Raw genomic sequence first — 18739 nt, forward strand, 5'->3', positions numbered from 1 at the left:
AGGTATTTGACCAGCTTGAATTTGACCGGCTGACAATTTTGATTGGCCGACAATTTTGACCGGCCCACAATTTGACCGGCCCACAATTTGACCGGCAAGGAAGGAAAGACCATGGCGACAGCGGAAAATGCCGAACTTGTCTTCGTGCCGCTCGGCGGTGTCGGCGAGATCGGCATGAACTTCGCCCTCTACGGCTATGGGCCGGCCAATGCGCGCGAATGGATCGTCGTCGACGTCGGCGTTACTTTTCCCGATGCAACCCTGCCCGGCGTCGACCTGGTACTGCCCGACACCCGCTTCATCGAGGAGAATGTCGCCAATCTGCGCGGCATCGTCATTACCCATGCACATGAGGACCACTACGGCGCGCTGCACGACATCTGGCCGAAGCTCAAGGCGCCGGTCTGGATGACGCCGTTCGGCGCCGGCCTGCTGGAAGCCAAGCGGCAGGGCGAGCAAGGGGCGCCGAAGATCCCGGTGACGATCTACCGGGCTGGCGAGAAATTCACCGTCGGTCCGTTCGAGATCGAGGCCATCCCCGTCGCGCACTCCATTCCCGAACCGATGTCGCTGGCGATCACCACGCCGGCCGGCGTCGTCATCCATACCGGCGACTGGAAGATCGATCCGGCGCCGACGGTGGGGCCGATGACCGACGAGGCACGCTTCCGTGCCTATGGCGACAAGGGCGTGCTGGCGTTGATCTGCGATTCCACCAACGCGCTGCGGGAAGGGGAATCACCGTCGGAAGTGGCGGTGGGCGAGGGCCTCAAAGGTGTCATCCAGAATGCCAAGGGCCGTGTCGCCGTCAGCAGCTTCTCCTCCAATGTCGGCCGCATCGTCTCGATCGCCAAGGCAGCGCGGGATGCCGGCCGCCAATGCCTGGTGCTTGGCCGCTCGATGAAGCGCGTCATCGATGTGGCTGATGAACTCGGTTATATGGACGGGTTGCCGGAATTCATCGCCGAGGAGGATTACGGCTTCATCCCGCGCGAAAACCTCGTCATCATCTGCACCGGAAGCCAAGGCGAGCCGCTTGCCGCACTTGCCAAGCTGTCGCGCGACGAGATGAAGTCGGTGGCGCTGACGGCCGGCGACACGGTGGTGTTTTCCTCGCGCACCATTCCCGGCAACGAGAAGGCGATCCTCGAAATCAAGAACCGCCTGATCGATCTCGGCATCAAGATCATCGAGGACGGCGATGCGCTGGTGCATGTCTCCGGCCATCCACGCCGCAGCGAATTGCGCAAGATGTATGAATGGGTGCGGCCGCAGATCGGCGTTCCCGTTCATGGCGAGGCGGCGCATCTGGTGGCGCAGGGCTCGCTGATGTCGACGTCCGGCATCGGCCAGGTGGCGCAGGTGCGCGACGGCGACATGCTCAGGCTGTATCCGGGTGCTGCCGCCATCATCGACCAGGTTCCGTTCGGCCGCATCTACAAGGACGGAAGGCTGATCGGCAGCGATCAGGCGATGGGCATTCGCGACCGCCGCAAGCTGTCCTTTGCCGGCCATGTCGCCGTCAACGTCGTGCTCGACGACAAATACGAGCTTGCCGGCGATCCCGATCTCGTCGCCATCGGCGTCGCCGAGGCCGACCGCAGCGGCGAGAGCCTGGAAGACCTGATGATCGATGCGGCAATCGGCGCCGTGGACTCCATCCCCCGCCAGCGCCGAAAAGACCTCGACCTGGTCCAGGAGGCGGTGCGGCGCGCGGTGCGCGGCGCGGCCAACGAAGCCTGGGGCAAGAAGCCGCTGGTGACAGTGTTCGTCACGCGGTGACGAACAAGGGAATAGGGCAGTAAGGCAGTAAGGGAGTAGGGAAGCAGGAAGTAGGAGCGCAAACAGTCTGCACTTCTAGATCCTTTTTTCCCTACTCCCCTACTGCCTTACTCCCCTACTCCCTTAACCCGGGAGTACCCTATGCTCGGACGTCTCAACCATGTCGCGCTTGCGGTGCCGGATCTGGCCGCGGCTGCGGCGGTCTATCGCGATACGCTTGGCGCCCGCGTAACCGCGCCGCAGGCGCTGCCGGAGCATGGCGTTACGGTGGTGTTCGTCGACGTCGGCAACACCAGGATCGAGTTGCTCGAGCCGCTCGGCGAAGCCTCGCCGATCGCCGCATTCCTCGAGAAGAATCCGTCCGGCGGCATGCACCATCTCTGCTACGAGGTGGACGACATTGTTGCGGCGCGCGACCGTCTCAAGGCCAGCGGCGCGCGCGTGCTGGGCGACGGCAAGCCGAAGACCGGCGCGCATGGCAAACCGGTATTGTTTCTGCACCCCAAGGATTTCTTCGGCACGCTGGTCGAACTGGAGCAAGCATGAGTTGGGTTTCGTTTGTTGCCCTGTTCTTCGCCATATGGTGGGTGGTGTTGTTCGCCGTCCTGCCGTTCAGCATGCGGACACAGGACGAGGACCGGGACGTGACGCTTGGCACGGTTCCGAGCGCACCGCGCGGACCGCATATGCTGCGCGCGGCGCTGCGCACGACAATCGCCACGCTGGTCCTCATGGCTATCTTCTACGGCATCACGAGAGGGCTTGGCCTCGGCATCGATGACATCCCGCATATCGTGCCGGATTTCAACCAGAGCCCAGCGCATTAGCCGGCTACCTACCGTGTCCGGCTATCCCAGCCTAGCCGACGCCCTGAAATCAAGCTGAGCCAGCACGGTCAATCCAAGTAAAGCCCCGGGGCGGGCTTGGGCTGACGCAACGTCATGTAGTTTGGTAATCTGTCGTGCTAACCAAATGATTGCACAAAAAAAATGCAAGGCGCGAGGCCTTGCAATTTAAACGCGTCCGATCTGTTTCCGGTGTCCGGCGGCAGCGAGTTACCGCGCCTAGATCGCATCCTCCCAAGACTTTGACCGCGTAGGAGGGCAGATTTTTCTCTACCCTCTCGGTTATGTGGGCACACTAGCCTAAGGCGGGTGAAAATGTCACGAAGAATTTTGCCCGGAAACAGGCAATCTCGTGCTGCAGTGCACAATAGTACGGCAGGCGTTGCTTGCGAAACGCCCAGCAAGCCGCGTGCGGCAATTGCGGCGCCTGTGCAGCGCCTGGGCCGGGTTTCCATTCCGCCATGAAATGGCTATGAAGCCGGGGCAAGCAAGCCTGTGCCGCGCCGATTCCGGCGCCGCCATCCTCTCTCACGGACCAGTTCATGCGTTTGTCGCGCTATTTCCTGCCCATCCTCAAAGAAAACCCGCGCGAGGCCGAGATCGTCTCGCATCGGCTGATGCTGCGTGCCGGCATGATCCGCCAGCAGGGGCAGGGCAGCTTTTCCTGGCTGCCGCTCGGCAAGCGGGTGCTGGACAAGGTCTGCCGGATTATCCGCGAGGAGCAGAATCGCGCCGGCGCGCTCGAAATCCTGATGCCGACCATCCAATCGGCCGAGCTGTGGCGCGAAAGTGGCCGCTATGAAGATTATGGCAAGGAGATGCTGCGCATCAAGGACCGGCAAGACCGCGATATGCTCTACGGGCCGACCAACGAGGAGATGGTCACCGAGATCTTCCGCTCCTACGTCAAGTCCTACAAGGACCTGCCGCTCAACCTCTATCACATCCAGTGGAAGTTTCGCGACGAGGTGCGCCCGCGCTTCGGCGTCATGCGTTCGCGCGAGTTCCTGATGAAGGACGCCTATTCCTTCGACCTCGATTATGAAGGCGCCAAGGCCGCCTATAACCGCATGTTCGTGTCCTATCTCAGGACGTTTACGCGCATGGGGCTGCAGGCTATCCCGATGCGCGCCGACACCGGGCCGATCGGCGGCGACCTCAGCCATGAGTTCATCATCCTGGCCGACACCGGCGAGAGCCAGGTGTTTTGCCACCGCGATTATCTCTCGCTGGCAGTGCCTGGCGCAGACACGGATTTTTCGAACGACGCCGAGATCGGCGCCATCGTCAAGACATGGACGACGCCCTATGCCGCCACCGACGAGATGCATGACGAGGCGGCATGGGAGAAGGTGCCCGCGAGCGACCGGGTCTCGGCGCGCGGCATCGAGGTTGGTCATATCTTCCATTTCGGCGACAAATATTCCAAGCCGATGGGCGCCAAGGTGACAGGCCCGGACGGCAAGGATCATTTCGTTTCTGGCGGTTCCTACGGCATCGGCCCGTCCAGGCTGGTCGCCGCGATCATCGAAGCCAGTCATGACGATAACGGCATCATCTGGCCGGAGGCGGTGACGCCGTTCGATGTCGGCTTGATCAACATGAAGGCCGGCGATGCCGAATGCGATCGCGTCTGCGGCGAGCTGCACGCCGCTTTTGCCGCCGCCGGCAAGGAGGTGCTCTACGACGACACCGACCAGCGGCCGGGCGGCAAGTTCGCCACCGCCGATCGGATCGGGCTGCCGTGGCAGGTTATCGTCGGGCCGCGCGGCATCGCCGCCGGCGAGGTCGAAATCAAGAACCGCAGGACCGGCGAGCGCGAGACGCTGCCGATCGCGGACGTGAAGCAGCGTTTCGGTGCCGCCGCATGAACAAAGCGGCGGCAGCAAGACCATCGGGCGCCGGGCCTTTTTCCGGCTTCGAGCGCATGGTGGCGTGGCGCTATCTGCGCTCGCGTCGCAAGGAGACGGTGATCTCGGTCATCGCTTCGATCTCCTTCCTCGGCATCATGCTGGGCGTCGCCACGCTGATCGTCGTCATGGCGGTGATGAACGGCTTTCGCGCCGAACTGCTGACGCGCATCCTAGGCGTCAACGGGCACCTGATCGTGCAGCCGCTCGATATGCCGCTGGAGGACTATGCCCAGGTCGCCGGCCGCATCAACGGCGTGCCCGGCGTCAAATACGCCATCCCGCTGATCGACGGGCAGGTGCTGGCGCAAGGCAATGTCGGCGGCGGCACCGGCGCGCTGGTGCGCGGCATACGCGGCGAGGATCTCGGCAAGATCACCATCGTCGCCAACAATATCAAGGAGGGCTCGATCGTCGGCTTCGACACCGGCGAAGGCGTCGCCATCGGCAGCCGCATGGCCGAGAATCTCGGGCTAGTGCTTGGCGATACGATCACGCTGATTTCGCCCGAGGGCGACATCACGCCGCTTGGCACGACGCCGCGCATGAAAGGCTATCCGGTCACCGCGATCTTCGAGGTCGGCATGTCGGAATATGACAGCTCGATCGTCTACATGCCGTTCTCGGAAGCGCAGCTTTACTTCAACATGGACGGCCGGGCGCAGACGATCGAGATCTACGCCGACAATCCCGACAATATCGACGCGCTGAAGCCGAAGGTCGAAGATGCGGCGCAGCGGCCGATCAGCCTTGTCGATTGGCGGCAACGCAACAAGACGTTCTTCGACGCGCTGCAGGTCGAGCGCAACGTCATGTTCATGATCCTGACCCTGATCGTGCTGGTGGCGGCGCTCAACATCATTTCGGGCCTGATCATGCTGGTGAAGGACAAGGGCCACGACATCGCCATCCTGCGCACCATGGGCGCGACGCGCAGCGCGATCCTGCGCATCTTCCTGATGACCGGGGCTGCGATCGGCGTTGTCGGCACCATCGCCGGCGTGCTGCTCGGCATCGTGATCTGCCTCAACGTCGAGCGCATTCGCCAGTTCTTCTCCTGGCTGGCCAACGAGCGGCTGTTCAATCCCGAGCTTTATTTCCTGAGCCAATTGCCGGCCCGCATGGATGCCGGCGAGACGATCTCCGTCGTTCTCATGGCGCTGGCGCTGTCGTTCCTGGCCACGCTGTTTCCGGCGTGGCGCGCGGCCAGGCTCGATCCGGTCGAAGCGCTGAGGTACGAGTGATGGCCGAAGCCATTATCGAGCTGAAGAGCGTCGAACGGCACTATGTGCAGGGACCGCGCAAGCTGACCATCCTGAACGGCGCCGATTTTTCGCTGAAGCGTGGCGAGATGGTGGCGCTTGTGGCGCCGTCGGGCACCGGCAAGTCGACGCTGCTACACACCGCCGGGCTGCTGGAGCGACCGGACGCCGGCGACGTGATCCTGGCGGGGCGCGCCTGCGGCCGGCTTTCCGACGACGAGCGCACGGCGATCCGCCGCAACGACGTCGGCTTCGTCTATCAGTTCCATCATTTGCTGCCTGAATTCTCGGCGCTGGAAAACATCATGATGCCGCAGCTGATAAAAGGGCTGCCGCGCAAGGAGGCGGCCGAGCGGGCGGCGCAATTGCTCGACTATATGCAGATCGGCAAGCGGGCACAGCATCGCCCCTCCGAGCTCTCCGGCGGCGAGCAGCAGCGGGTCGCCATTGCGCGTGCCGTCGCCAATGCGCCGCTGGTGCTTTTGGCCGACGAGCCGACCGGCAATCTCGACCCGGTGACTGCTTCCTATGTGTTCGAGGCGCTGGCAGCGCTGGTCCGGCAATCGGGCCTGGCGGCGCTGATCGCCACTCATAATCATGAGCTCGCCTCGCGCATGGACCGCCGCGTGACGCTGGCCGACGGCAAGGTCGTGCCGCTTTAGGGGTGCGCTGCTATTGAGGCGATGCCGGCCTGCGAGCTGCCGTGCGCCGTCCCGCCACTTGCGCGCGCCTGTCGGCCCCGAAACGCCCGCATCTCCCTTTTCAACCCTTTCTTAACCCTGTCGAAATGACCGAGCGCAATTCCGGTGACACCCGGGCTGCGATCGTTGACATTCGAACAAAATTAGAACAAAATACGAACATACTAACAACAGGAGAGAGTTATGACCAATCTTGTTCAGGATGTCGTTTCGCTGGTGTGCATGAGCACGTTCCTCATTTCCATGGCAATCTGGATCGGCGCGATGTGAGGATTGAGCTCAAGGGCGGGCTCGATGCTGATGAGCGAGGGCCGCCTTCGCATATTGGCGCAGGCATTGGGCGAGTGTTTCAGCCGGCCTTGCGGGACACTTCGACAGGCGACACCGCGGCGGGCCCGAACACGTCCTCGAAAGCGGATTTCAGCGCCAGGTCGAGGTCGGCCATGGTTACGGGAAGGCCGAGGTCGACAAGGCTGGTGACGCCGTGATCCTGGACGCCGCACGGCACGATGCCGCTGAAATGGCTAAGGTCCGGCTCGACATTGATGGCGATGCCGTGAAAGCTCACCCAGCGCCTCAGCCTTATGCCGATGGCGGCGATCTTGTCCTCGGCCGCCGAGCCGTCGGGCAAAGCGGGGCGGTCCGGCCGAACCACCCAGACGCCGACGCGGTCCTCGCGGCGTTCGCCGCGTACGTTGAAGGCGGCCAGTGAGCCGATGATCCATTGTTCGAGAGCGGCGACGAAGGCGCGGACATCCTCGCGCCGCCGCTTCAGGTCGAGCATGACGTAGGCGACCCGCTGGCCTGGCCCATGATAGGTGTATTCGCCGCCACGCCCGGCGGCAAAGACCGGGAAGCGGTCCGGCTCGATCAGGTCCTCGACGCGGGCGCTGGTGCCGGCGGTGTAGAGCGGCGGGTGCTCGACCAGCCAGACCATCTCGCCGGCGGCGCCGCTGCGGATTGCCTCGGCTCGCGCCTCCATCAGGGCGAGCGCATCGGGATAGGCGGTGAGCCCAGGCTCGATGCGCCATTCGACCGGCGCCGAGCCGGGCAAGGGCAGGAACGACGTGGCGATCTGGCTGCGGTCCGTCATGATATCTCGTCTCGCCACTCATATGGCGGCAATCGGTACAAACGTCCAGTTCCGGCACGTTCGGCCCTTGAAGAGTTATGCCGATGTCCGGCCGATTATTGCTGGCCGCGCACTTGTTTCACCGGAAACGATTTGCTACACGCCGCGGGCCGGTTGGTTCCGGCTCCTACCACGTGCGGTCGTGGCGGAATTGGTAGACGCGCAGCGTTGAGGTCGCTGTGGGGCAACCCGTGGAAGTTCGAGTCTTCTCGACCGCACCAATCAGTCTTCTGGCTGTTCAGTCTTTGGCTGTGGAAGTTATTGCGATTTTTCAGGCTTGTCGCACAGCCGTGCAAATACGGCAAAAAGCCCACTGTCACCGTAATTTGTTAATTCGCGTCCTATGCCGTCTGTTCACTTTCCCGGACATCTGAGTTCACGGTTGGTGATGGGCATCGCAGCGAAAGCAAGCACCTTTGCGCTTGCCTTGAAGGCATCCTATTCTGGAGGGTAGCATCCGCTCGTGGGCATAGAATGTCGGTACTGCCTTTCTTAAGAATTTACGCGCCGCTCAACGCGGTGCTGGCTGCGACTGGGCTTGTGGCGGTGGCTGCGCTCACGACACCGGACATGTCCGGGCGAAGCAGACTGGCTTTGGCTGCCGTGCTCGCGGTCATTTGGGGCGTCTATCTCCTGGAATTGGCCGAGAAACTGCTCAAGCGCCGGGCGGGAGACGTTCGGGACAGGACGCCGGCAATCGCCATTGATATGCTCGCGGTTTTGGTTCCACTCGCCGCATTTCTGCTCGTCGGCACGCCCGATCGGAGCCTCTACTGTGCTGTCTGGCTGCTGAAACCGCTGCGCGATTCAACTTTCTTCCCGCTGCTGGGCAGAATCCTGACCAACGAAGCGCGCAACCTGATCGGCGTCGCCACGGTCTTCGGCATCGTTCTGTTCGGTGTTGCGCTCGCAGCCTATGTAATCGAGCGCGACGTCCAACCGCAAAAGTTCGGCAGCATCCCCCAGGCAATGTGGTGGGCGGTGGTCACGCTGTCCACCACCGGCTATGGCGACGCTATTCCGGAAAGCTTCGCCGGCCGCGTCCTTGCCGGGGCGGTCATGATGAGTGGCATCGGCATCTTCGCGCTCTGGGCTGGCATTCTTGCCACCGGCTTTTATCAAGAAGTCCGTCGCGAGGATTTCGTCCGCAATTGGCAATTGGTCGCCGCCGTGCCGTTGTTTCAGAAGCTCGGCCCGGCCACACTAGTCGAGATCGTGCGCGCATTACGACCTCGCAGCGTGCCGGCTGGCGCTGTGATCTGCCGCAAGGGCGAGACCGGTGATCAGATGTTCTTCGTCGTGGAGGGGCGCGTCAGCGTCGCGACGCCGAACCCGGTGGAGCTGGGCCCTGGCGCCTTCTTCGGCGAGATGGCGCTGATCACCGGCGAACCGCGCTCGGCGACCGTCAGCGCCACAACGGTGGTCTCACTCCTGTCGCTACACTCGGCGGATTTCCAGATGCTGTGCAGCAGCAGCCCGGAGATCGCAGAAATCATTCGCAAAACCGCGCTCGAGCGGCGCGGCGCGGCGCCTAAGGGTTGACCGCACTAGGTGTTTGTCAGGAGGAGGATGCGCTGCCAGGGCGGCCAATTGCCCGCCGACAGTGGCTGGCTGGAACTACATGCTCTGCCGCTGCCGAACCGCCCTCAATACAAATCGCCGCGGAATCGTAGAGAAATGCTTTAAAATCAACGCGGGAGGCGTTGCGGCGCTGCATCTCGACCGCACCATTAAATTCGAAAGCGGAATCTCTTCCTCGTTGAATTCTCGCACGGCGGGGAGCGTCCTTGTCGGGGCACGTGCTTTGTGCCTGATTGCGGTCGCGAGTTTGGCTTATGCGAACTGGCCATCGGCGGCCATGGCCATCCATCGACAAGCGCACATAGCTATTCGCGCACCAGGCGTCCGGTCGCCCACCAGATCACCGATACAACAACGATCGATGCGTAGCCGTCCACGGCATAGTGCCAGCCAGTGAACACCGATCCGTACAGGATCAGGGCTGCAAAGGTCCAACCCAGAACGCCAAGCCAGCGATTGATCGATGACAGCAAATAGGCGTTCAATACGGCAAAGGCGACATGCATGCTTGGCATGGCCGAGATGCCGCCGCCAAGACTTGGCCGGCCGCTCTGGTAAGCCATCAGGAGATATGCCGCGGGGTCCCGCACCATGTAACTATGGTCCAGCCTGTCCAGGGCCGCATTCAATCCGTGGAAGCGATCCACGCCGACAAAGTGGTGGTAGTAAACCGGTCCGACCGATGCCAGCGCCAGGGCCAAGACCGTTCCGAGGACGGACAACGTCAGCGCTGCTGCGCAGAGATAGCGGATGCGGGCAATCTCGTCCGACCAGAGCGACACGAAAAGGATGGTGCCGAACCACTGGTAAAACCAAATGACTTCATAGCTGTTGAAGACGACGGACGACCAATCGTTGCTGTCGAGCTTATGGACGATCTCCCATGGCGGCATCCCGTGCAGCCATTCGTCAGCGTCGGCCAACCAGTTGTCGGCATAGTATGGGACGACGGACGGGATGGCGATCTTGTAGGTAGAGAACGCGGTCAAGCTGGCAAAGAAGAACAGCAGCACCAGCAGACAACCACGCCAGCGCCCTTGAGCCAAATCCAGTGCGTAGCGAACCGGTTGCCGCGGGCCATGGATTAGCGCGGCACAGCAGACGCCACCGATAAACAACACCGGGATCCCAACAAGAAATTTGTGAGAATAGATTGAGGCAGACGTATAGAATACTTCTGGGTATAGTGCGGATGCGCCTAAAACATATGTCGCCATGAACAATGAGAGGCGCAATTGCCATATGGCGGAGGGCCTGTAGCGAGAGGCTTCCGTGGTTAGGGCCAAACCAATTTACCCGTTCTTAACGTTTCGCCGGAGAGACACATATACCGATAAGGTAAAAACCTTGCCGCCAGGTTTACTTTTCCCCGGTGGTCGACATTTGCCGCCGGCTCGCATGCGACGGATTGTTTCCCTGTAATCTTGCATCCGCATTTGCTGTCCAAGCCCCTGCGTGAAGGGATTGCCCCGGGGGCTGGAAACCGAACTGGTCGGTGCTTAACGCGGCCTGCCGCCTCCTGTTGACGTATCATAAGTTTTAGCTTATCATAAGTCATGATTTATGATTACGCAGGCATGGTGGCCTTGGCCGATCCGACACGCCGCAAGGTGTTCGAGCTCATCGCCGATCGGCCACGCTCGGTCATCGATCTGACGCGAGTGCTTCCGGTCTCGCAGCCGGCCGTATCGCAGCACCTCAAGGTTTTGAAGGAAGCCCGGCTGGTCCGCGCAGAGCCGAAAGGTGCCAGCAACATCTATCATCTCGACCCGCATGGACTTGGCGAGATGCGCGCCTGGCTCGACCGCATGTGGGGCGATGCGCTCGACGCCTTCAAACGGGAAGTCGACAACAGCAAGGAGAAGAGGAAATGACGACCATGATCAAGCCCGCGCCGGTCAGGAAGTCGGTGACCGTGGAGGTGCCGCTCGACAAGGCATTCGATGTGTTCACCACAGGATTCGGGCGCTGGTGGCCGGCTTCGCACTCGATCGGCAAATCCGCCCTGACGACCGCGGTGATCGAACCGAAAGCCGGCGGCCGCTGGTACGAGATTGGCGAGGATGGGTCACAATGCGATTGGGGCGAGGTTCTCGCCTGGGATCCGCCGTCCAGGCTGACGCTCGCCTGGCGCATTGGAGCCGGCTGGCGCTACGATCCGGCACTGCTGACCGAAGTCGAGATCCGCTTTGTCGCGCTCGGTGAGAACGCGACGCGTGTGGAACTCGAGCACAGGCTTCTGGAGAACATGGGCGAAACCGCAGAGGCGATGCGCGAGGCCTTCGAATCCGAGGGTGGCTGGAGCGGTCTCCTGGACCGCTATGCGGCCGAGGCGAAGCGCCACGCCGCCTGATCGGGAAGCCTTCCAGTCCAATACCAGCGAGGCCCTCGCACTGCCGGCCTCGCCGTTTTGAATCAGTGTCGATCTCCCCATCTGGTTGACCGGGCGGGGAGATACGCTGCCCTTTACCTGGCGCCGCAAAGGTTTTGCAGCGCCGCAGGTTTGTAGAACGTCCTCTCCTCCTACCATCCGGTATGCGTTGCGTCGTTTGGACGCGCGAACGGCGCTGTAGCAATTTGCCGTTGCGCATGGTCCTTTCGCAAAATCGATTCCGATTGTCAGGGTCATGCGTTAGACCTGACAGGCACCTTATCCGGAAATCCGATGGCGGGAGGCGCTGGTGGAAGGCCAGGACGAACAGATGACCGGCGCCAGGGCCGCCGAGGAGCGCCGCGCCGACATCTATGACGAGGACGGCGTCATCCTGTCGTCGTTCCTCGCCCAGATCGGGGCCGCGATCGCCGATCGCGATACGCTGACGCTGAAGCGTGAAGTCGACGATCTGCACCAGTCGGAACTCGGCCACCTGCTCGAGGCGCTGCATCCGGAACAGCGACGCGCGCTGGTCGAATTGCTGGGCAAGGATTTCGATTTTTCCGCGCTGACCGAGGTTGACGAGGCGATCCGCCGCGACATCGTTGACAGTCTGCCCAATGCGCAGATCGCCCAGGCGGTGCAGGATCTCGATTCCGACGATGCCGTCTACATTCTCGAAGACCTCGACCAGGAGGACCAGGACGAGATCCTGTCGCAACTGCCGTTCACCGAGCGGATCAGGCTGCGGCGCTCGCTCGATTATCCCGAAGAGACCGCCGGCCGCCGCATGCAGACGGAGTTCGTCGCGGTGCCGCCCTTCTGGACGATCGGCCAGACGATTGACTACATGCGCGAGGACAACAATCTTCCCGACCGTTTCAGCCAGATCTTCGTCATCGATCCGAGCTTCAAGCTGCTCGGCGCCATCGACCTCGACCAGATCCTGCGTACCAAGCGCTCGGTCAAGGTCGAAGAGGTCATGCATGAGACCAGGCATGCCATCCCGGCCACCATGGACCAGGAGGAGGCGGCGCGCGAATTCGAACAATACGATCTTCTGTCCGCCGCCGTCGTCGACGAGAACGAGCGGCTGGTCGGCGTGCTGACCATCGACGACGTCGTCGACGTCATCCAGCAGGAGGCCGAGGAAGATCTGCTGCGCATGGGCGGCGTCGGTGACGAAGAACTCTCGGACAGCATCTTTTCGACCTCGCGCTCGCGCGTGCCCTGGCTGCTGGTCAATCTTTTGACGGCTTTCCTGGCGGCTTCGGTGATCGGCCTGTTCGACCGCACCATCGAGCATATCGTGGCGCTGGCGGTGCTGATGCCGATCGTCGCCGGCATGGGCGGCAATGCCGGCTCGCAGACCATGACCGTCACGGTGCGGGCGCTGGCGACCAGGGACCTCGACATCTACAATGCCGGCCGCATCATCCGCCGCGAGATCGGGGTGGGCTTCATCAACGGCATCATTTTCGCCATCCTGATCGGCCTCGTGGCTGCTGCCTGGTTCCACGATCGCAATCTCGGCGGCATCATTGCGGCTGCGATGATCATCAACATGTTCGTGGCGGCTCTGGCAGGCATCCTTATCCCGCTGCTGCTCGACCGCTTCAAGATCGATCCGGCTGTGGCTTCGGCGGTTTTCGTCACCACGGTCACCGATGTCGTCGGTTTCTTTGCCTTTCTCGGGCTCGCCACATGGTGGTTCGGCGTGCGCTGAACGGCACCTCAATTGACTTTTACGTAAATGCCGTGCGAGGCTTTGGAAAGCGCCTTGTCCGCCGATTCTGGTACGCGCCTGAGCGCCGGCGGCGCCGGCCAGTTGGAACTCGCGGCGTGGTCGGGGCATTGGAGTGACGATGCGGGAATATTATTCGATCACGGAACTGACCCGGGAATTCGACGTGTCGACGCGGACGTTGCGCTTCTACGAGGATGAAGGGCTGGTGCAGCCGGTAAGGCGCGGCCGCACCCGGCTGTTCCGGCCATCGGACCGGCATCTGATCCGCCAGATCATGCGGGGAAAAAGGCTCGGCTTCTCGATCAACGAGATCCGCGAAATCATCCAGATGTACAGGGAGCCGCCCGGCGAGGTCGGCCAACTCAAATTGATGATCAAGCGAATCGAGGAAAAGCGTGAGCATTTGCGCCAGAAACGCCGCGACCTCGAAGAGACCCTGGCCGAACTCGACCAAGCCGAGGAATCCTGCGTCGAGCGGCTGGTGGAACTCGGCGTCACCACATAGGCGCGGTGTCAGCCTCGGCTCAAATCCAGCGCCGCACCCTTTTGGCGTAGTCCCGGTACTTTTTGCCGAATTTGGCGGTCAGCACCTTCTCCTCGCTCTCGATCGTCAGCTTCTGCGTCAAGAACGCCGCGATGACCGCCAGCGGCAGGAACCAGGCGATCCCCGTGACAAAGGCGAGGCTGACCAGCAGCAATGTGTTGGCGAGGTAGATCGGGTTGCGGCTGACGGCGAAGGGTCCGGTGGTCACCAGATGGTCAGGCACGCCGTTCGGGTTGAGCGTCGTCTTGGCGCGGATCATGGTGCGAATTGCCGTGAACCAGAGCGCGGCAACCGCCACCAACCCCACAAGGCCGGCGGCGAACAGGATGTCGCCGAGAAGATCGCCGATCCACGGCAGCGGATAGAACAGCCCTAGCGCGACGCTGACGATGATGGCGGCGATATAGATCAGCGGCGGCCATGGGATGTGCCCCAGCTTCGGCTGCCCAGGATTTTGCTGCACGGGTTTCGGGTGACTGTCGCTCATTATTGTCCTCCCTCGATTAGCGCGTTCCCAGTTCCGCCGCCTCGGCTTGGGCGGTGCAGGTGCCGGCGAGCTCGCCAATATGCGCCTTCCACTCCAGGGACTGGTCGTTGCTGTAGAGCCGGTCAAGCGAGGCTTCGCCCTGGAGAGTGTCCAGCATGCAGGCACAATAGCTGGAGCAGAACTCGGTGTCGCGTGCCTGCTCGCAGGATATCTGGCAGGATTTCAGAAAACTCACCTCCCTGGTTTCGGCCGGCGCCGGCATGAATTGCGAAAACAGCCAGACCGAGCCGATCAGCACAGGCTGATGGATCAAATAGAAGGCAAGGCTGTGCCGGCCGATGAAGACCAGCGGGTTTGCCCAGCGGCCGGGCGCCAAGGCCGACAGCCGCGTCAGTGCGCCGGAGGTGGCGGCGAGCTTGGTAACCGCGATGCCGGCAAGTACGGCGCCGAACCAGGGCAGCAGCGGAACGTAGTCATTGGAGCGCGGGTTGGTCGCCGACAGGCCGACCCACCACAAAGCCGGATGATCGAAAAGCTCGGATCGCAAGTAGAAAGGCGCGGCGATAACGAGGGCCGCCACGGCAAGCGTCAGCAGCGCCGGCAGCCGCAGGAACGCCAGGCCGAGCAAGCTGGCGAGCGCGATCTCGTGCAATATGCCGAAGAAGATGAAGCCGTCGGGCGTGGCGATGCGGGTGACCAGCGATATTGCGAGCGCTGCCCCGGCAACCATGGCGAAGCGCTTCCAGAAGCCGGTCCAGCGGATTTTTTTGCCATGGGCGAGATAGAGGCTGATGCCGACCAGGAACAGGAAGCTCGAGGCGATGCAGCGCGCGTAGATTTTCCACCAGCCGAAGGCGGTGAGGCCGGGATCGGTGTAGCCGAAGAATTCGAGGTCCCAGGTGAAATGATAGCTCGCCATGGCAAGCAATGCGATGCCGCGTGCAATGTCGATAGCGGCGATGCGCTTCGACTTCGGTTGATCCTGAACGGCTGCGCTCGGCGTGTCGATGCTCATTGGTCTCGCTGTCTTGGTTCAGCCCCGGCAAGACGACTATCACGGTTGCCACCGTCAAAAGAAGCAGGGCCTTGCTTTGCGTTGGTGACGGCGGCATCAGGGCTGCTTTAGGCCAGAGCCGGAAAGCCTTTGGCCGGCTTCGCTTTTTGCCGTGAAGGCGTCGGTTTCCTGTTACGCGGCCAGGAATCGCCGCGGCAGATTTGTGCTCCAACCCTGCTTCGGGCGATTCGGCTTCGGGGAACACAATGGCTACCCATGTGCGCCATCCGATCTGGCTTGCGGCCTTGCGGCCGGCGGATGCCCGCACCTTCGCCTCGCTCTATGCGGTCGAATCCTTCGCGCGCGCCACCGTGTCCAGCGTCATCCCGATCCAGGCCTATGAGATACTGCACAACGAGCAGATTGTTTCGATCCTCTACACGATCGTGGCGATGCTCGGCCTGTCGGCGACGCTGTTCATGCCGATGCTGATCGCCCGCTTTGCCCGGCGCTGGGTCTATACCGCCGGCGCCTGCCTGCTGGCCGCCGGCTCGCTGTTCTTCGTCACCCATACGCTGGCTGGCCAGGTGGTCGGCATGCTCTGCCGCATCGTCGGCGCCGGCGCGCTGGCGATCACGCTCAACCTTTACATCATGGACCATATCCGCAAGACCGATTTCATGCAGGCCGAGTCGCTGCGCATGGCGTGGTCGATGCTTGCCTGGACCACCGGGCCGACCCTCGGAATTTACCTCTACACGCGTTTCGGCATCTATGCCGCGCATGGCGCGGTGGCCGTCTTCGCCATGGCTTTACTGGCGCTGTTCTGGACTTACCGGCTTGGCGATAACCCGTCGATCCGCCCCGGCAAGACGCGGCCGGTCAATCCGCTGGCCAATATCGGCCGCTTCGTCGCGCAGCCAAGGCTGAGGCTGGCCTGGCTGATCGCTTTCGGCCGCTCCTGCTTCTGGACGACGTTCTTCGTCTATGGGCCGCTGTTCATGGTGATCACCGGCGAGGGCAAGCTCGCCGGCGGCCTCTTGGTTTCGGCCGGCAATGCGCTTTTGTTCATGGCCATCTTCTGGGGCAGGGCAGGAAAGCGTTTCGGCGGCCGGCGCACCATGACGTTCGCCTATTTCGCGATGTCGGCAACGCTGCTGGCGGCCGGCGCCGTCGGCGAGGCCGCACCGCTCATCACCGGCGCCTTGCTGCTTTGCGGTGCCTTCTTCACCATCGCGCTCGATGCGCTGGGCTCGACCGCCTTCATGCGCTCGGTGCGCTCGTATGAGCGGGCACAGATGGCGGCGGTCTACCGCACCTATCTCGACTTTTCCGAGCTGACGCCGCCGCTGGTCTATTCCGTGGTGCTGGCGTTCTTCGGCCTGGGCGCGGTTTTCGCGACACTCGGCCTGCTGGCGGCGATCTGCGGCTTCGTCACCTGGCGCTATCTGCCCAAATCGCTTTGATGTTCGAGCGCCGCATGGCGCTCGAACACCCAATTGTGGAAGCGGTGCAGTGCCGCATCGAACGCAGGCCGTTCTGTTTGACCGCGCAGATCGCGACGTCTGCGGCGCCAGTTCTCCGGTTTGGCGAGGCGGCGCATTCGCCACACGATCCGGCGGAATTTGGTTTGCCGGGCGCGGCGATTCTGCCTATAGTCGCTGATGTCGTCGGTTCCGTTTGGAACCAAGAGGGAATGCGGTGCGGGCGAAATTGTTTGCCCAATGCCGTGGCTGCCCCCGCAACTGTGTGCGGTAGTCCTCTCCATATGCCACTGAAGGTTCGCCTTCGGGAAGGTGGGGAAGGGCGCTGATCCGCGAGCCAGGAGACCTGCCGGCGACAGGAAACTGACTTCTATGCCCTCGGGTGGAGGGCGAAAGGACAAGACATGAATACCGCTTCCGTTTCGCTCGGCGCTTCCGCCTCCTCGCAGTCGCGTCTCCTGCAGCTGGCGCTTGCTGCATTCCTCGGCATTTTCGTCATGGGCTTTGTCGGCTTCTCGCATATCGATGCGGTCCACAATGCCGCGCACGACTATCGCCACTCGATGGGCTTTCCCTGCCACTGACAAGGGGCTGACATCATGACACTGTTTCGCAACGTCGTCTTCATCGCGGCGATCGCAGGGCTTGTGGCCGGCGTCGTTCTCGCCTGCATGCAGGCCTACGCCACCGTGCCGCTCATCCTGAAAGCGGAAGTCTACGAACAGGCCGGCGGCGGCCATGACCATGCCGCGGCACCTGCGGCACCGGCCGAAAACGCCGCCGGCACGATGGCTATGAGCAGCGCCGCGCCGGCACCGGCTGAAGCAATGGCTCCGGCTGAAGACGAAGGCTGGGCGCCGGCCGACGGCTTCGAGCGCTTTGGTTTCAGCGTCGTTGCCAATATCGTCACCGGCATTGGCTTCGCACTGGTCCTGGTCGCGGTTTCGGAATTCGCCGGCGGCATCGGCAATTGGCGCCAGGGCCTGTTCTGGGGCCTGGCCGGCTTTGCCGTGTTCACGCTGGCGCCCGGCCTCGGCCTGGCGCCGGAACTGCCGGCGATGCCGGCGGCCGACCTTGTCCAACGCCAGATCTGGTGGTGGGCAACAGTGGTGGCGACAGCGGCCGGTCTCGGCCTTATCGCCTTCCGCAGATCGCTGCCGCTGGCGATCCTTGCCGTGGCGTTGATCGTTGCGCCGCATATTGTCGGCGCGCCGCAGCCCGACAGTTTCGAGACGGCGATCCCGGAAGGCCTGCATCATCAGTTCGTGGTGGCGGTGACGCTGACCAATCTGGTGTTCTGGCTGGTGCTCGGTATGGTCGTCGGGCTGGTGCGCGGACGCTTCACCGGCGCGGCAACCAGCCTGCGCGACAGCTTTGCCTGACCGCGCTGCCGGGGCGCTGACCCTGGTCATCGGCGGTGCGCGCTCCGGCAAGAGCGCGCATGCCGAGAGGCTGGTGAGCGCCTGTCCGGCGCCGTGGAGCTATATCGCCACAGCGCAAGCCTATGACGAGGAGATGCGTCAGCGCATCGCGCTGCACCGCTCGCGGCGAGGCGATGGCTGGACGACCATCGAGGCGCCGCTCGACCTTGCCGGCGCGATCGAGGCACTGCCCGACGGCCAGCCGGTGCTGATCGACTGCCTGACGCTGTGGCTGACCAACCATATGCTGGCCGACCATGATGTCGAGGCCGAATGCCAAAGGCTGGCCGATGTGCTGTCGCGGCCGCGTGGCCCGTGGTTCGTGGTGTCCAACGAGGTCGGCCAGGGCATCGTGCCGGACAATGCGCTGGCAAGACGGTTTCGCGATGCCGCCGGCCGGCTGAACCAGGACGTCGCGGCGGTCGCCGGCACCGTGCTTTTGATGGTGGCGGGGCTGCCGCTCAAGGTGAAATGA

At 62.8% G+C, this 18739-nt stretch carries 19 protein-coding genes, 1 tRNA gene and 1 riboswitch; of the genes, 16 read left to right on the forward strand and 4 right to left on the reverse strand.

Annotated elements, in window-relative coordinates; all coding sequences use genetic code 11:
• Window positions 1-111 precede the first annotated feature (111 nt).
• From NKJ84_RS05745 to NKJ84_RS05770, 6 genes are all read left to right on the forward strand, one after another.
• Window positions 112-1782: a ribonuclease J gene (locus NKJ84_RS05745; RefSeq protein WP_352505705.1), complete on the forward strand. Its 1671-nt coding sequence runs from the start codon at window positions 112-114 to the stop codon at window positions 1780-1782.
• Between the two features lie 141 nt (window positions 1783-1923).
• Window positions 1924-2328: a methylmalonyl-CoA epimerase gene (gene mce, locus NKJ84_RS05750; RefSeq protein WP_352477558.1), complete on the forward strand. Its 405-nt coding sequence runs from the start codon at window positions 1924-1926 to the stop codon at window positions 2326-2328.
• Window positions 2325-2609: a DUF1467 family protein gene (locus NKJ84_RS05755; RefSeq protein WP_352505706.1), complete on the forward strand. Its 285-nt coding sequence runs from the start codon at window positions 2325-2327 to the stop codon at window positions 2607-2609. Before mce ends, NKJ84_RS05755 begins: the two co-directional genes overlap by 4 nt.
• Window positions 2610-3169: 560 nt before the next feature.
• Window positions 3170-4498, forward strand: coding sequence for a proline--tRNA ligase (gene proS, locus NKJ84_RS05760; RefSeq protein WP_352505707.1), 1329 nt, complete (start codon window positions 3170-3172; stop codon window positions 4496-4498).
• The gene (locus NKJ84_RS05765; protein ID WP_352505708.1) at window positions 4495-5781 is read left to right on the forward strand and encodes a lipoprotein-releasing ABC transporter permease subunit; all 1287 of its coding nucleotides are present in this window, start codon (window positions 4495-4497) and stop codon (window positions 5779-5781) included. Before proS ends, NKJ84_RS05765 begins: the two co-directional genes overlap by 4 nt.
• Window positions 5778-6461 (forward strand): ABC transporter ATP-binding protein, encoded by a 684-nt coding sequence (locus tag NKJ84_RS05770; RefSeq protein WP_254818120.1) that lies wholly within the window; start codon window positions 5778-5780, stop codon window positions 6459-6461. Before NKJ84_RS05765 ends, NKJ84_RS05770 begins: the two co-directional genes overlap by 4 nt.
• Window positions 6462-6849: 388 nt before the next feature.
• On the opposite strand, the gene lipB is transcribed toward NKJ84_RS05770, so the two are convergent.
• Window positions 6850-7593: a lipoyl(octanoyl) transferase LipB gene (lipB, locus tag NKJ84_RS05775; protein ID WP_352505709.1), complete on the reverse strand. Its 744-nt coding sequence runs from the start codon at window positions 7591-7593 to the stop codon at window positions 6850-6852.
• Between the two features lie 175 nt (window positions 7594-7768).
• Here lipB and NKJ84_RS05780 point away from each other — a divergent pair.
• Window positions 7769-7853 (forward strand) — tRNA-Leu (locus NKJ84_RS05780).
• A 253-nt stretch (window positions 7854-8106) separates the two neighbouring features.
• Window positions 8107-9174: a cyclic nucleotide-gated potassium channel gene (locus tag NKJ84_RS05785; protein ID WP_352505710.1), complete on the forward strand. Its 1068-nt coding sequence runs from the start codon at window positions 8107-8109 to the stop codon at window positions 9172-9174.
• A gap of 344 nt (window positions 9175-9518) precedes the next feature.
• Here NKJ84_RS05785 and NKJ84_RS05790 read toward each other — a convergent pair whose 3' ends face one another.
• Window positions 9519-10334, reverse strand: a complete 816-nt coding sequence (locus NKJ84_RS05790; RefSeq protein WP_352505711.1) for a phosphatase PAP2 family protein — start codon at window positions 10332-10334, stop codon at window positions 9519-9521.
• Window positions 10335-10769: 435 nt separating this feature from the next.
• On the opposite strand from NKJ84_RS05790, the gene NKJ84_RS05795 reads away from it, so the two are divergent.
• The 4 genes from NKJ84_RS05795 (at window position 10770) to NKJ84_RS05810 (ending at window position 13839) form a co-directional block, all read left to right on the forward strand.
• Window positions 10770-11087: an ArsR/SmtB family transcription factor gene (locus NKJ84_RS05795; RefSeq protein WP_023676569.1), complete on the forward strand. Its 318-nt coding sequence runs from the start codon at window positions 10770-10772 to the stop codon at window positions 11085-11087.
• Window positions 11084-11566: an SRPBCC family protein gene (locus NKJ84_RS05800; RefSeq protein ID WP_254818127.1), complete on the forward strand. Its 483-nt coding sequence runs from the start codon at window positions 11084-11086 to the stop codon at window positions 11564-11566. Before NKJ84_RS05795 ends, NKJ84_RS05800 begins: the two co-directional genes overlap by 4 nt.
• A gap of 349 nt (window positions 11567-11915) precedes the next feature.
• A complete protein-coding gene (gene mgtE / locus NKJ84_RS05805) occupies window positions 11916-13313 on the forward strand; it encodes a magnesium transporter (protein ID WP_502894205.1) in 1398 nt (465 codons plus the stop codon).
• Between the two features lie 139 nt (window positions 13314-13452).
• Window positions 13453-13839, forward strand: coding sequence for a MerR family transcriptional regulator (locus NKJ84_RS05810; RefSeq protein WP_254818129.1), 387 nt, complete (start codon window positions 13453-13455; stop codon window positions 13837-13839).
• A gap of 19 nt (window positions 13840-13858) precedes the next feature.
• Here NKJ84_RS05810 and NKJ84_RS05815 read toward each other — a convergent pair whose 3' ends face one another.
• Together NKJ84_RS05815 and NKJ84_RS05820 are read right to left on the reverse strand one after the other, a co-directional pair.
• Complete coding sequence (locus NKJ84_RS05815) at window positions 13859-14365, reverse strand: methyltransferase family protein (protein ID WP_352454650.1); 507 nt, start codon at window positions 14363-14365, stop codon at window positions 13859-13861.
• A gap of 16 nt (window positions 14366-14381) precedes the next feature.
• Complete coding sequence (locus NKJ84_RS05820; protein ID WP_352505713.1) at window positions 14382-15380, reverse strand: heparan-alpha-glucosaminide N-acetyltransferase; 999 nt, start codon at window positions 15378-15380, stop codon at window positions 14382-14384.
• Window positions 15381-15625: 245 nt separating this feature from the next.
• On the opposite strand from NKJ84_RS05820, the gene NKJ84_RS05825 reads away from it, so the two are divergent.
• The 4 genes from NKJ84_RS05825 (at window position 15626) to cobU (ending at window position 18739) form a co-directional block, all read left to right on the forward strand.
• The gene (locus NKJ84_RS05825; protein ID WP_352505714.1) at window positions 15626-16825 is read left to right on the forward strand and encodes an MFS transporter; all 1200 of its coding nucleotides are present in this window, start codon (window positions 15626-15628) and stop codon (window positions 16823-16825) included.
• A gap of 188 nt (window positions 16826-17013) precedes the next feature.
• Window positions 17014-17211, forward strand: a riboswitch (cobalamin riboswitch).
• 36 nt (window positions 17212-17247) lie between these two features.
• Entirely contained in the window at window positions 17248-17427 is a 180-nt protein-coding gene (locus NKJ84_RS05830) for a CbtB domain-containing protein (RefSeq protein WP_352505715.1), read from the forward strand.
• Between the two features lie 15 nt (window positions 17428-17442).
• Window positions 17443-18225, forward strand: a complete 783-nt coding sequence (locus NKJ84_RS05835; protein WP_352505716.1) for a CbtA family protein — start codon at window positions 17443-17445, stop codon at window positions 18223-18225.
• Window positions 18218-18739, forward strand: a complete 522-nt coding sequence (gene cobU, locus NKJ84_RS05840; RefSeq protein WP_352505717.1) for a bifunctional adenosylcobinamide kinase/adenosylcobinamide-phosphate guanylyltransferase — start codon at window positions 18218-18220, stop codon at window positions 18737-18739. The genes NKJ84_RS05835 and cobU overlap by 8 nt, the downstream gene beginning before the upstream one ends.

The organism is Mesorhizobium sp. M0048 (assembly GCF_040323405.1).
GTDB lineage: Bacteria > Pseudomonadota > Alphaproteobacteria > Rhizobiales > Rhizobiaceae > Mesorhizobium.